At 44.9% G+C, this 13846-nt stretch carries 5 protein-coding genes; all 5 read right to left on the reverse strand.

What is annotated here, in order from left to right:
* Positions 1 to 71 precede the first annotated feature (71 nt).
* The 5 genes from ACX5KA_RS16020 to ACX5KA_RS16040 all read right to left on the reverse strand — a co-directional run bounded on the left by ACX5KA_RS16020 (position 72) and on the right by ACX5KA_RS16040 (position 13846).
* Positions 72 to 4403: an alpha-1,6-glucosidase domain-containing protein gene (locus ACX5KA_RS16020; RefSeq protein ID WP_458731645.1), complete on the reverse strand. Its 4332-nt coding sequence runs from the start codon at positions 4401 to 4403 to the stop codon at positions 72 to 74.
* 83 nt (positions 4404 to 4486) lie between these two features.
* Entirely contained in the window at positions 4487 to 7537 is a 3051-nt protein-coding gene (locus tag ACX5KA_RS16025) for a TonB-dependent receptor (protein ID WP_458731646.1), read from the reverse strand.
* 271 nt (positions 7538 to 7808) lie between these two features.
* Complete coding sequence (locus ACX5KA_RS16030) at positions 7809 to 9311, reverse strand: tryptophan halogenase family protein (protein WP_458731647.1); 1503 nt, start codon at positions 9309 to 9311, stop codon at positions 7809 to 7811.
* A 9-nt stretch (positions 9312 to 9320) separates the two neighbouring features.
* Positions 9321 to 10808: a tryptophan halogenase family protein gene (locus ACX5KA_RS16035; protein ID WP_458731661.1), complete on the reverse strand. Its 1488-nt coding sequence runs from the start codon at positions 10806 to 10808 to the stop codon at positions 9321 to 9323.
* Positions 10809 to 10978: 170 nt separating this feature from the next.
* Positions 10979 to 13846, reverse strand: coding sequence for a TonB-dependent receptor (locus ACX5KA_RS16040; protein WP_458731648.1), 2868 nt, complete (start codon positions 13844 to 13846; stop codon positions 10979 to 10981).

Genomic DNA, 13846 nt, shown 5'->3' on the forward strand with positions numbered 1-13846 from the left:
AAAAACCGCGAACAAGTCGCGGTTTTTACAAAGTTATCGTTAAAACTTTAATTATATTGAATTATGTGCATTTATTTCATAGTCACAGTTAGCACGGGTGCATTACCATCTGGCCCGGTAACTTTAAACTCATAAAGACCAGATTCAGCAATTTCAATCAACAAATTGTTGTTACTTTGCCCCAATAATTTAGGCTCACTGGGAATGACAACATTACTCGCAGCATCGTTGGGGTTACCAAAGTTGACCGTTGACCAATCTTCAGAGGCCACTTTGAACTCGATACTACCTGCGCTTAACTCAATGTCAGCGATGTAGACTCCTTCTCCTTGATATTCAAACATATCGACAGCTCCCCAGCCATTCATACCGCCGCGGATATAAACTTCTGTTTCTCCCCAAAACGCTTCTTTAAACACACCTATGGTAGGCGCGTCTATGTCGGTTACGTTGAACACGAAAACATAGCGGTCGGCAGTTTCGATGTTGAGAACAAGGTTGTCGTTAGTCGCAGCCAACCCAAGAGTTTGACCTGGTGCCAAGTTACGATCGCCATCGTCGGCGGACAAAGCACCAAAATTCACGGTACTCCAATCTTCAGATGCAACTTTAAACTCGTACGTGCCAGGCTCCATATCTCGAGCAAAGGTATAGATACGACCACCTTGGTAAGTGAACTCCTCGTCTGTCCCCCAACCGTTCATTGCACCACGAAGATACACAGGTGTTCCAACGTAGGGCTCTTCGTTCTCTACCATAAGGATTGGTGCTTCGCTATCAGTCGCATCAATAGTAAACAGGTAGGTCGCGCTCGTCGCTGGTGTAAATGAAAGGTTGGTATTAGTGCGTGCAAGTACCTTTTCTTCACCCGCAATTACCGCCCCGTCTTCACCATCTGCAGCACCAAAGTTTACCGTACTCCAATCTTCAGACGCGAACTTAAACCCATAGGTTACACCGCCTTCTAGCACAGCAGTAACCGTGTATTTACCATCACCCTGATACGTAAACGCGTCATTAGTAGACCAACCATTCATGTCTCCACGAAGGTAAGCAACGGTGTCACCGTAAGGAACAACATCAGGCGCACCAGACGTGGCATACGCGGATAGACCATAACCTTGAGCGCCAGATTGTGGTTTAACAAACACGGCAATGGTAAGCGCAGGAACGGTAAAGGTACCGTTACCGTCTTCACCCTCAACAAAGGTAGCGCCGCGTACCGTGGCATCAACTGAATTCATTTGTGTGGCATGGAGCGAAAAGCCTGTTGCAGTGTTGACGGTGATAGACTTCTCTTCATATCCCGTATTCACTAGCACCATAATCGCATCATTCATCATGTCTAGGTCTTGACGAGACTCATCACTGTTTTCCGATACGCCGTCATCAATGCTCATCGCAATGAGGCCACGCTGCTGGCGTTCGCCGATATTGTGGAAACCAATACGATCGATAATGTCTTCAGCGGTGGTCAATCTAAACAATGGACTTGTCATACGAATGTTTAGCAACTCTGCAAAGACGTCTGAGGCAAACATGATATCTGCCATCGACGCAGCGCGGTTCGGACTATAAATAAACTCACCCATTTCTTCCCAACGGGCTTCATTGTCCTGTGCTAGCGGTAAGCCTACATTCCAGTTATTGGTCTCGTAAGTGAAATCCACATAGTTAAACCAATCTCCGGCATCATAAGTGTTTCTATCCATTGATTTGGAGCGAAGCATGTCGCCGCCCATCTGTAGGAATGGGATGCCTTGAGATACAAGGTTAATACCCATTGCTACATTTTGGGCACGAACCCGCTGTTCTAGAGTAATATCTTGTGGAAGCGTGTAGTTTAACTGATCCCACAGTGTTTCATTATCGTGCTTCGACACGTAGTTAATGATATCCGCAGGATCTTCTGCATAGCCGCCTAAGTTACTGGTAGCGCCTGCACTTCCTGAAGACGTCTCCAAAACATAGTCTTTTAACGTTCCGATCATGCCCATTTTTACACGGTCTTGCGCGCTTAATAGCCCTTCATCTTCCGGTCTAAAGATAGCGCCTTGGCGAATAGCTTCTCGAATACGGTCGTTATAGGTACCAATCTCGGTACCAGCCATATTGAGCTGGCTCGCTTGCTCGTAACCGCGGTCTATTTTAGTCCAGCCTTCACCGTAAAAGTAATTGTCTTCGTCAATAGAATGAACAGCATCACGCAAGCGCACCATGGTGTCTTTAGTGGCTTGGCTCATAATATCGAAACGGAAAGAGTCATACTTATAGTGTTCAGTCCACATAAGCAGTGAGTCTTTCATGAATTTTTCCATCATGACATTACGAGGTTCGGTGTCATCACAGCATGTTTCACGAACAATCGCGCCAGTATCCACTTCGTAACGGTGATAGTAGCCCGGTACCGCTTTGTCTAAAACTGACTTGCTGAAAACACCCGATGCATTGGTGTGGTTGTATACAACGTCTAATGCAACACGAAGTCCCATCTCGTGAAGTGCTTGGATCATGGCGCGCATTTCTACTATTCGTTCAACACCTTCTGCACTTGACGCATAACTTCCTTCTGGCGCGTTAAAGTGATGAGGGTCATAGCCCCAGTTGAACGTATCTAGATTCCGCAAATCATTAGTAAGCTGTTGTGCCTTGCCCGCTTCAGATAGTGGATCATAAGAATTGTAAACATCGATTAGCAGTGCGTTTGCGCTTTCTTCTTCACACACTGCCGCACCGCTGTTTAAGCGACACAATTTGCCTACCGTATCGTATAAATCAACGGTCTTAGTAGGGTCTTCGTCAATGGTTGCGATGTCATTCGCTGGAAGGATATGGAAGTAGGTAAGCCCTGCCTCAACAAGCTTTTTAAGGTGCTCAACAGGTGCTGTGCCCTCTTCAGTAAAGGCAAGGTATTTACCTCTATTTTCCTCAGACGTAGACATATCACGTACGCTAAAGTCACGAACGTGTCCTTGGTAAATGACTGCATCTTCATAATTTTCAACCGTCGGAATAGTATGAGTATCCCAGCCTTGTGGTTTTAAATCATCATCAGCTAGATTTACGAAGCGAGAGAAACGGCCGTTTGTGCTTAGTGACACAGAATATGGGTCTGTAACAAGCAGCGTTTCTACATTCCCCGTAATAGGGTGATAGACGGTAACTTCATAACGGTAAAGCTGACGGTCAAGGGACATATCGCCTTCATGACGCCAGACACCAGACGTATCATCGCGAACCATATCAATACGCTGGCTTAATGTCTTGTTGTCGTTATAAATCAGAAGATCAACATTTGAAGCAGTAGGCGCCCACAATGCGGCAGTAATACCTGTATCAGAGTAGATACCACCAAGTTGAGCTTCGTCGGCATCGTCTTCACCGAGCGTATATAGTGCGTCTATTCCGTTAGCCAGTTGGATCCCGGTCGCAACAACAAGCGCACCGTCAGCATCGTAACCCCCAACTACGGCTTGTGTCGTCAACACGGTTTTAGCATCTTCAACCGACCAGTCGCCTTCCCAAGCCTGCATAGCAGATAAGTGCGGCGCGCGGGCAGATTGCTCTTCGGTAAGTGTTGTACTCATTAACGTTACTTGAGTACCGTTAATACCCTCTTCCAGCGTGCTCTCTAAGTCAGCCTGTGCTGAATAGTGAAGTTTCACCTCTGAAACGGTTTCAGGTACGTCCCATAAAATAGTGTTGGCATCTAACCAATGCGCGCCAAAGCCCTCGATATCAACAGGCTGAGGCCCAAGAGACATGATAGGAAACTCAAATATGGTTGCCTCGCCAGAGAGGGTAAAATTCATGCGTACAAATGTTTCATCATCTTGTACTAAAGAGCCTTGGAAGTCTCCGCCCCCCATTTCTTTTCCGGCATCGTCAGTGCCTTTGTGGATAATGAAATTGTGGCAGCTTCCATACCCATCCTTAAGATCTAGAATCCAATACGCACCATAGTTTGGATCGATACCGCTATGAATGCGACCGTTGGCCCAATCCGTGTCTGCGTCAGCATAAGCATCACACTCGTCATTGTTCCAAGTATGTAGTCTCCAGCCTTCATAAGCTGCATCGTTACTTGAGTTATCAGCGTCAACAGCAGCCCGATTATAATAAAGTACAGCTTGATTAGATGAAGGGGTAAATACAGGTGCAGGTAAACTTGGATCAGCACCGGCTTCACATGCATCGTTCGCTTCATTAGGTACGAGCGGCGCATCGCATTGAATAGGTGGTGGCGGTTCACAAGCCGTACCTGTTGAATTAGGTACATTTGGAACCTCACAGGTAAGCAGATCGTTGGTGCCCGACTCTACGCCCGAGCCACCGCAACCTGCAAGTGTATAAGCGCCTACTACGAGTAACGCAGCGCGCACTACTCTTTTTTTAGTAAACATAGAATTCTCCTGAATATTTTCGCTACTTTTGGCAACCGAATATTCCTTCGTGTTGCTAAATAAATTACCTAAGATGCTGTTTTTCATAGTTGATATGTCATCCCTAGGTAATATTGCGTTCCAAAGTATTGGATAGTGCCGGTTTGCTCTTCTGATGAGAAATAGCTCTTCGTTGGCTCGTCTGTTAGGTTATTAACTTGAAATAGTACGCTCCAATTGTCGTTAATCTCGTACGACGCTTGGTAATCAATAACCAATTCTTCGTCAAAGTTAACCACCTGGTCGTTTACCGCTACTTGCTGCGAAACAAATGCATCGCGATATCGGCTAGACAAGCGAGTTTCAAAACCTTCGTATTCCCAAAACACAGTTAGCGTAGCAACGTTTTCAGAAAGACCTGGTAAGTTAGCGGCATACACGTCATCACCTAGCGTGCGCTGAATTTCACTTTCGGTGTAAGAGTAACTTGCGCTAACGCCTAAGCCTGACCACATGCCAGGCAGCATGCTATAAATTTGCGTATAGGCGATTTCTAAACCGCGAATATAGCCACCTTCGGCATTGTTTACGGCTGTGCTGTAGCTACCATTTTCAGTAGGGACGGTAATAAAGATGGGGTCGCCATTTTCATCAAGCGCGAGTTCGGCTTCCTGTCCTGCAAACTCTGGCGTCAAGTAAACCGGCACACTTACGTTATCAGGAATTACAATGCCGTTTGCTTCAAAATCATAAGGCTCTATTTCGATGTCTTCTACGAACGATTCAATGTCTTTATAAAAGCCAGCAACAACTAATGCACCTTCCGTATCTGAGAAATAATACTCCCACGAAACGTCGTATTGAGTTGCATAGAATGGTTCTAAATAAGGGCTGTTACGGGCGCTACCACTAACCCTTGCCGTAGGGTTGGAAAGCGTAATTTCACCCGAGTCTCTGTCTTGGAAAGCGGTAACCGTTTCAATAGTGGTTGACGCATTTGCGGCAAAACGGTTTATTGGCGCTCTGCCCATCACTTTTGCAGCAGCTACACGAAGTTGCGTGTCATCTGTAAGTTTAAAGTTCAGGTTAATTGAAGGCAAAACGTCAGAATATTCGTGACTTATCAACGCTGGGCGATAAAAGTTATTAATTAACCCTACGTCGTCGGTAATGTTTTGTGCACCAGCCGTAGGGTCACTAACTTCAACCGATGTTCCGGTCTCAAGGTCTTCAATTAACTGAGTAGCACGCTGTAGCGTCGTTGAACTTTGTTTACTTTTAACGTAACGAACACCAACATTACCTGTAACAGGGATACTGCCAATTTCTGTATTAATGTTTGCCATCAAGTAAGCAGAATTCACAGTTTCAAATACATCGCCACTTTCTTGTAGCGTCCACGCAGTAGCTGGCCCTGTACCTGGACCATTAATAACGCCGGCAGCGCCAGGTCCCCACGTTTGAACAGGCTGTGGCCTACCGTTTGGAAACCAAGCATTAAGTGCACTCTCTAGATCAACGGAAAGATAACTTGGAAAATAACCAAAATCACCGCTCCAATTTACCTCTTCGACCATATCAGAAGTTAACTGAAGTGGCGGTTCGCTTACTGAGAATGCACTATCGTTTCCGTATTCAAACACAGAGCGGTCATTGTTATATTCCCGGTCTGAGTAACGATAGCCAAATTCAAAGCCTGAAATGATTGGCACATCAACATAATATTGGAAGTCTACGCGATAGGCGTCTAACTCATCTTTGTTTTCATACGGGTAAATGCCGTATTTACTTACCATTACACGGTCTAAGTCTGTAAAAGTATCACTTTGATTAAAACCGATATCAGGTAAGTTTAGTCCGTTGAGCAAATAAGAAATTTGAACGTTTTCGTCGAACACGGGGTTTGCCGCTGTCGCGTCTTCGCCAACAAGCGACCACAGTAAGCCGTTTCTAAAGTCGCTTTCAGCACTTGAGCGGGAGACGTCAAACTGAACCGCTAAATCTGGCGATATTTCCCAGCTAGCATTCACGCCTAAGTTGGTAACACTGTCAAAATCTTGATTGTCGTCGTTTACCAACTCAACACGGGTAAAGCTGTTGTCTGTACGAGAAAATGTGCCGCCAATTACGCTGTTATTTACTACTACAGGATTAGTTATACCAGCGTTTATTCCACCTAGCTTAACGCGAAACCCGCGAGCAAAGGCTTCGGAGTCAAATTTCGAGATAAAAGCATCAGCTTTAAGAGTAAAGGTATCGATAGGTGCCCATTCAAACGCAGCAACATAGCCGTCGCGCGCCTCTTCCCCGCCCTTGTGCTGCATTTCAAAACCTTCTGAAATGAGTTCACAATTGGGGCAATCTGCTGGCCCGTCTATATCACCTTCAAGTCCGTCTACATCAACTTGACCGTTATAAGCTAAACCAATGAATTGAGTAGAAACGCTCGGTTGGAATAAACGAGCATAACCTAGTGATAGACCTAGCGTATCGTCAAGGAATTTACCTTGGTATGAAAAACTCAGTCTATGTCCATACTCTGTAGCATCACTCACCTCTGACGCTCTATCGTTGTACATGCCACGCATGTTGGCGCTGAATTTATGTTGCTCTTCAATGGCAAGTGGTGATGCAGTTTTAAGTTCTACCGTACCCGCTATACCCCCCTCAATAAGCGATGCCTTGGGAGATTTATAAACCGCCGCCTCACTAATAAGTTCTGAAGGATACTGATCAAACTCAATTGCCCGGCTTCCGCTGGTCGATACCTGCTCTCTACCGTTTAATGTAGAAAACACAAAGTCACCGGATAGACCACGAATGTTTATCTGCGCGGCTTGCCCCCCGGTTCTTACCGCAGAGATACCTGGCAAGCGGGTCAGTGCATCTGCCATAGATACGTCGGGAAGCCCTCCCAAATCGTCTGCAGATATTTGTTCAGAAACCGTATCGGAGAAGCGTTTCTGGTTTAGTGATTGGATCAAGCTGGTACTAAAACCACGTACTTCAATACGCTCTAAGGTATCTTCTTGTGGTCGTTCAACTTCGTCTATTGACGTGTCTGGTGACTCTTGGGCATAAAGAGGAGCTGCGCTAAACGCGACCCCACTACTTATCAAGGCCGCCATGATAGTGCTGGGTTTGAATGTTTTCATTGGTGTCCCATTCCTTGTTTATTATCGACACTTTTAGGACTACCACCCCCAAAAATGCCGCTTATGGTTCAACACCAAATACTACTGTTTTGTATAAAAAGGGAGCAATGCTATGCATACGTATTCATTTACATCCATGAAACATAATTTAAACAAAGATCGGGAATAATTGTTTTATATAACTTTTAGAATGAAGGATTTAGGAGATTAGCAGAGTTTCTTATGGGAAAAATATAACATTATTGAAGGCCATCCCTAGCTCTCAGGGTTATTACTCACCGTGTTGCTGTGCTAGAAGCACGGCATTATGATGTTCGAAATTCAACGCGCAGCCTTGATTAAAACGCTCAATGTTTTGCTCAATGTACAGATCCCCTCGACCAGGCTGATTTTGTGCTAGCGCCGGAAATGCACCATAACCAGCAAATAAGCAATGCCATGATACTGAGTCCCAGTGCATACCTATATTCTGGCGCTTGATTTCATTCCCTAGATCTTCGCGATTAAACCATGTGCTAATGATCGATTTAAGGGAGTCAGACAACACCAAATTGTTTCTATTGTCACGCCAGTAGTCAGAATCGTTTCTTGTATTAAGCTTATAGTGCGCCACAATATAGTCTCGCACTCGGTCAAAACGTGCTTTTGCAAATGCATTGTAAGATACTCTCTCAACACTTGAGAAAGCGCCTTTTTCAAACATATCCGAGAAGTACTCTATACAAATCTGAACAAGGTGAAGCGCCGTTGCTTCGAGCGGCTCTATAAATCCTTGCGATAGGCCTAATGCTAAACAGTTTTTATGCCAGTGCTGCTCTACTTGCCCGACTTTCATTTTAAGATGCCTAGCTTCTACATCGCTGTTTTCCAGCCCGAGATGTCGACGCAACTCTTCTTCTGCCTTGTCTTTTGCTAAATGTGAAGCACTATAAACATAACCATTTCCAGTGCGGTTTTGCAATGGTATTGACCAGCACCAGCCATTAGATAGCGCGGTCGACTGGGTCTCTACTTGAATATTCTCCTGTGCGTGTGTGGGTAGCACGACAGCTGAATCGTTAAACAAGTTATCAGAATAGGAATTAAATTTAACGCCCAAAGCCTGCTGCAATAGGGTTGAAGAGAATCCTGTACAATCAACGAAAAAATCTCCTTCGATATTGCCTCTATCTGTTACAAGATGGCTAATATCTCCGCTAGCATGAAGTGCCACGTCGCTGATTACGGCACTAACGTGGGTAACGCCCCTTTCAACCGCAACATCACGCAGATAGTTGCCCAGCAATGCGCTATCAAAGTGGTAGCCATATTCCATTCTAAATGGAAAATTTTCAGGCGTTAGAGGCGCTTTATTCTGTTTTGCCAAGACACCATTTAACAAAAAATCTTCTGGGTTGACGTGACTATCAAGACCTAGCCTACGTGTGCGGCAGTTTACTTCAAAAGCACGCTGGGTAAAGGTGTCTGTTTGAGAGATAAAGGGATGGCGATACTGTTTAACACCGGAACCCGGACTCCAGTCATTAAACCGAATACTTACCTTGTACGTTGCATTGCACTTAGGCATCCAATCACGCTCTTTGATTTTTAGCTCTTCAAAAAAGCGCTTTAATGTCGGTGTAGAACCTTCGCCTACACCGATAATTCCTATATCGGGAGATTCAACAAGGGTGACGTTAACCTTGTCCGATGGCCATTTATTTACAAAATAATTGGCTGCCATCCAGCCGGCAGTCCCGCCCCCGGCTATGACTATATTCATTGGTCTATTCATATTAAACGGCTAACCACAAAACTGCTTCAAGAAGTCGTCATGAGTCGCAATTTTCCCAATCGGCTCATTCTTAATGCGTTTAATATTTTGCATTAGCTCTTGTAATTTTTGCTCGGACAAGGCGTTTGCGAGAGGATGGTAATCACCTTGTGCTATACCTTGCCCTAGCAGTACCTGTAGCCAAGAACTTTCAAGGAATAAATCATTTTGCTCTCTGAACAAGTTACCTGATGCTCTAAAAAGCTCAATTTTATGCGTCAAGCTGTCTGGCACTTCCATTTCTCGTAGATCCTTCCAGAAATGCGAGTCAGTTCGTTCATTGACATGGTAATGCAAAATTATAAAGTCGCGTATTTGTTCATATTCAAGCTGAGACTGCTTGTTGTACTCATCTATCTGATATTGCTTAAACCCTTCATGTGGGAATAAATGGATGAGTCGAACTACTGCAGACTGAATAAGATGAATACTTGTTGACTCAAGAGGCTCTAAAAACCCGCTAGAAAGCCCAACGGCCACCACATTTTTATTCCACTGCTTGCGTCTTCGTCCTGTTTTAAAGCGAATAAAATTAGGGTCCGCCAGAGGCTTGGTATCCAAATTCTTCGACAATATTTCCAGCGCCTGATCATCGCTGTAATAGTTACTGCTGTAAACCAAGCCATTCCCATTACGGTGCTGTAACGGTATACGCCACTGCCATCCGGCAGAATGTGCTATTGAACGAGTATAAGGACGGGTTTGTTCGTGGCGCTCTGAAGGCATAGCCACTGCCCGGTCGCACGGTAACCAATGCGACCAATCCTCGTAGCCGGTATTCAGTGTTTGTTGGGTAAGTAGCCCTTTAAACCCTGAACAGTCAATAAACAAGTCGCCTTCGATATGAGCACCGTCTTTAAGCGTCACACCGGTAATAAAACCGCTGTCTGCATCCTGTTTAACATCGGTAATAATGCCTTCTTTGCGAGTAACGCCCATCGCCTCACATTTCTTACGAAGGAATCGAGCATACAGCGACGCATCAAAATGATAAGCATACGGCATTTCTATAATTGGGTCGGGAGATTTGATATGGGCAAATTTACCCGCTTTACAGGCAAGGTAGTTTAGATCGTATTCCCATATCGAGTCAGATAGCCCTAACCCTTGAGCGCGTTTAAAATAATGATGAAAATGACAAAAAGCGTAGCTTTTACCCGGGGCGCCAAAAGTGTGGAAATAGCTTTCCCCTTCTACCCGCCAGTTTTCAAACTTAATCGCCAGTTTCATGGTGGCGTTTGTTTCGCGTAAGAACTCTTTCTCATCTATTCCTAAAACATTATTTAGTGTGATAATAGGTGGAATAGTGGCTTCTCCCACACCAACGGTACCGATTTCTTCAGACTCAATAAGCGTTACATTCACGCCTGCACCGATAAGACGTTTTATAACAGCTGCTGAAATCCAGCCCGCTGTACCACCACCTACAATAACTACATTTTTAACCGCTCTATTCATCATATTTTTTGCCGTCACCATTGCTTAAGTGGCCATATTACTATCATCTTTAAATATCATGACATGTAATGCTATACAACAAAAAGCCCCAACACATTACGTAAATTGGGGCTTTTTTAATGTTACTTGATTAAGCGCTCGCATGTAACAAGCACTTTTTCAACAACCACTTAGAATGTGTAGTTGAAGCCAAGTAGGAAATTACGACCAAAGCTTTGGTGTTCAATAATCTGGCGGCTATCTCCAGGATTAACACGTACTGTTGGTTCATCTGTCAAGTTCTGACCCTGAAGCGTAACGCGAAGACCTTGCAGATATTCAATACCTGATTCGCTGAAATCATAACCAATCTGCGCGTCAACTTGTTTAACACCGTTGTCCTGAATTTGAGCAAGTGACAAGCTCTGCGCACGGGTTTCGGTTGCAAACTCATCGCGCTTGGTTGCCGAAACACGTACTTCAAAACCGTTGCTTTCATAGAAAGCTGTTAATGAGTATGTTTCATCAGACAAACCAGGTACTTGATCACCATTATCAAGCTCACCGTCTAGGAAGGTCGCGCTCGCAAACAAGCCAAAACCTGCTAATGAATCATGAACCAATTCAAGAGGTAAGCTACCCTGAAGCTCCCATCCACGAACAAAACCTTCTAGACCATCTTCTCTAAAGTCTACCGGCCCGATAAAAGTACCTGGTGCGACAATATCAGCATCATTCGTAAGACCGTCGCCATTAATATCCGTATTTCCAGATGTTTGGTGGAAACCTTCGATATATACGTTAGAGAAGTCATTGAACGAGCGACCCGCAACATGCCAGTTAGTTAGATCTTTGTAGAAGAAACTTGCTGCGAAATATCCGGTATCAGCAAAGTAATTCTCGTACGCGATATCAAACTGATTAGCTTCTAGCGGTTTAAGACGCGCATTACCCGCACCTGCTGACCAAGGACCATTATTTGGATTTGTAGAAATAATCTGCTGGTCGTTAAATGTGAAACTAACTGTGTTATTAGGTCTCATGTCATCCATACGTGGGCGACTGATTACCTTACCCATTGCAGTACGGATAAACTGATTTTCTGCAACCTCAAAGCTTAAATTGATTGTTGGCAAAATATCGTAATATGAAGCACCGTCAGAAACAGGAGCGATTTCTGTAAAGCCGGTTGGTCCAGTAACCGTATTAAACCCGCTGCCCTGCTGGTCAACGTCAATAACCTGAACACCAACATTACCTAAAATGTAGACGCCGTTAACTTCTGTATCAATATCAAGCTTGGCGTAAATGGTTAATAGCTCTTCACTGATTGTGTATGAATCACCGAAACGGCCATTTTCAAATAGTTCAGCTTCTGTTTCGATGTAGAAGCCGCTACGGTATAAACCAAGTGAATCGTACGCAAGAACACCATCGATGCCAATGTGGCTTAGATCGGCTACACCAATTGGATCTGGTACTAGCTCTGCATTCGGCCATGTTGGCGCTGTTAAGAACGCACCGTTATTATCTTTCGTCTTTTCACGATCTTGGTAGTTTACACCTGCACTGAACTTCGAGAAAATGCCCCACTCAACAAAACCTTCGATATCAATACGAGCTGCATCAAGCGTCTCATCAAAATCAGGTTCGTTAACAAAACCATCCTGTGCCGTTTCAGGCCCGAAACCTTCAACGCCTTGGAAACGCTCCACTGGCGCTAACGAGCCACCCCAAGCTTGTGGGCCTGCAAGGAAGATTGCATTTGGATCAGTAAGGTCTACGCTGTCTAGTGTTGGATGTGCGCTGTATACTGCGCCTGAAGAAGTCATCTGCCATGAGCGTGGTGTAACGGGTCTGCCGTTCACGCCTGCTCGACCAACACCCGAATAACTCTCAATATCAGTGATCGTCTTATCAACTTCACCCATTGAAAGATCAAGCGTAGCTGTCCAGTTATCGTTTAACGCATATTCTACGTTCAAGCCAAATGTAGTTAGCTCAGCTTTCTGTTGACGCGAATCATTACGAATTACTGAAAGGAAGCCGTCATAAAAACCAGATGTAACCAAACCATCTTCTACGCCTGTAATAGTGTACGCACTGGTACCCCATTCGGCACCGCCTTCCTCAACACCGCGACGGGCATCATTCTCTTCAAAATCAATGTAAAGCGCATCGAATTGAATTCTAAGGTCGTCTGTAGGAGCGTATTCAATAACACCAGCTATTGAGGTACGTTCAAGCATCGCTGAACGCGTGAAAGAATCGTGCCCACCAAGTATTACTGTGCCTTCTGGAACTTCAACACCCTCAACGGCGTTCTCAGCATTTGCTGTTGCGTAACCCCAGCCTCTGAAGTACTCCTCCTGACGAGGCGATTCCATATCAGCTACGGCTAACGCTAAACCTAACTTGTCATCAGCAAACTGGTCTACATAGTTAAACGACAAGCGATGCCCATTGTTATCAAAGTCAGGGTTACCAGCGTCATATTCGTTTGCTTCATAAGTACCGTTAAACGCAAAAGTTCGTTCAGCACTTAATGGACGTACAGTCTGAATATCGACTGTACCACCAATACCTTGTGTCATTAGCCCTGCTTCAGGCGTTTTATAAACAAGGATATTTGAAACAATTTCTGTTGGGTAAAGATCGAACTCTACCCCACGGTTATCGCCCATACCTAGAAGTTCACGACCGTTAAGCGTTGTACCTACGTAGTTCTCGTTGAAACCACGAACAGAGATACCGCTTGTACGACCGTTGCGGCGTTCACCCGCTAAGCCAGGAAGACGTGCTATTGATTCTGCAATACTGGTGTCTGGAAGCTTACCAATATCTTCTGCTGATAGCGCTTCAACGATTGAAGTGTTATCCATCTTGATCGCTTGAGCACGCTGAAGGCTTCCGCGAATACCGCTTACTTGAATAACTTCAAGACTGGCTTCATCAACAGCATCGGTATCTGCTTCCTGTGCTAGTGCAGGAGCACTACCAAACGCCATTCCGCCAGAAATAAGTGCAGCTTTAATTAGGTTGGGTTTAAATTGTTTCAT

The organism is Alteromonas alvinellae (assembly GCF_902705805.1).

Excerpts from the sequence above, each read along its gene's own strand:
- ACX5KA_RS16040 (WP_458731648.1), bottom strand. The coding sequence starts at position 13,846 with ATGAAACAATTTAAACCCAACCTAATTAAAGCTGCACTTATTTCTGGC.
- ACX5KA_RS16035 (WP_458731661.1), bottom strand. The coding sequence starts at position 10,808 with ATGAATAGAGCGGTTAAAAATGTAGTTATTGTAGGTGGTGGTACAGCG.
- ACX5KA_RS16025 (WP_458731646.1), bottom strand. The coding sequence starts at position 7,537 with ATGAAAACATTCAAACCCAGCACTATCATGGCGGCCTTGATAAGTAGT.
- ACX5KA_RS16030 (WP_458731647.1), bottom strand. The coding sequence starts at position 9,311 with ATGAATAGACCAATGAATATAGTCATAGCCGGGGGCGGGACTGCCGGC.
- ACX5KA_RS16020 (WP_458731645.1), bottom strand. The coding sequence starts at position 4,403 with ATGTTTACTAAAAAAAGAGTAGTGCGCGCTGCGTTACTCGTAGTAGGC.